At 76.8% G+C, this 298-nt stretch carries 1 protein-coding gene; it reads left to right on the top strand.

The genetic code is table 11. From position 1 onward, the window contains the following. Window positions 1–298, top strand: a 298-nt coding sequence (locus tag G3I40_RS23865) for a cobalamin biosynthesis protein (RefSeq protein WP_203644689.1), incomplete at both ends; no start/stop codon positions are given.

Consider the following 298-nt stretch of genomic DNA (forward strand, 5'->3'; position numbering starts at 1 on the left):
ACCTCGCTGGGCCGGGAGGCCCGGGCCGTCGGGTCCGCGCTGGAGGCCGGGGACGTGGAGCTGGCACGGGAGTTGCTGCCGCGGCTGTGCGGGCGGGACCCGCAGGGACTCGACGCCGACGCGATCGCGCGGGGGGTCGTCGAGTCCGTCGCCGAGAACACCTCGGACGCCGTCGTGGGGGCGCTGGTGTGGGGGGCCGTCGGCGGGGTGCCGGGGCTGCTCGCCTTCCGCGCCGTGAACACGCTGGACGCGATGGTCGGGCACAGGTCGGCGAAGTACCGGCGGTTCGGCTGGGCCT

This window comes from Streptomyces sp. SID14478, assembly GCF_010548525.1.
Lineage (GTDB): Bacteria > Actinomycetota > Actinomycetes > Streptomycetales > Streptomycetaceae > Streptomyces.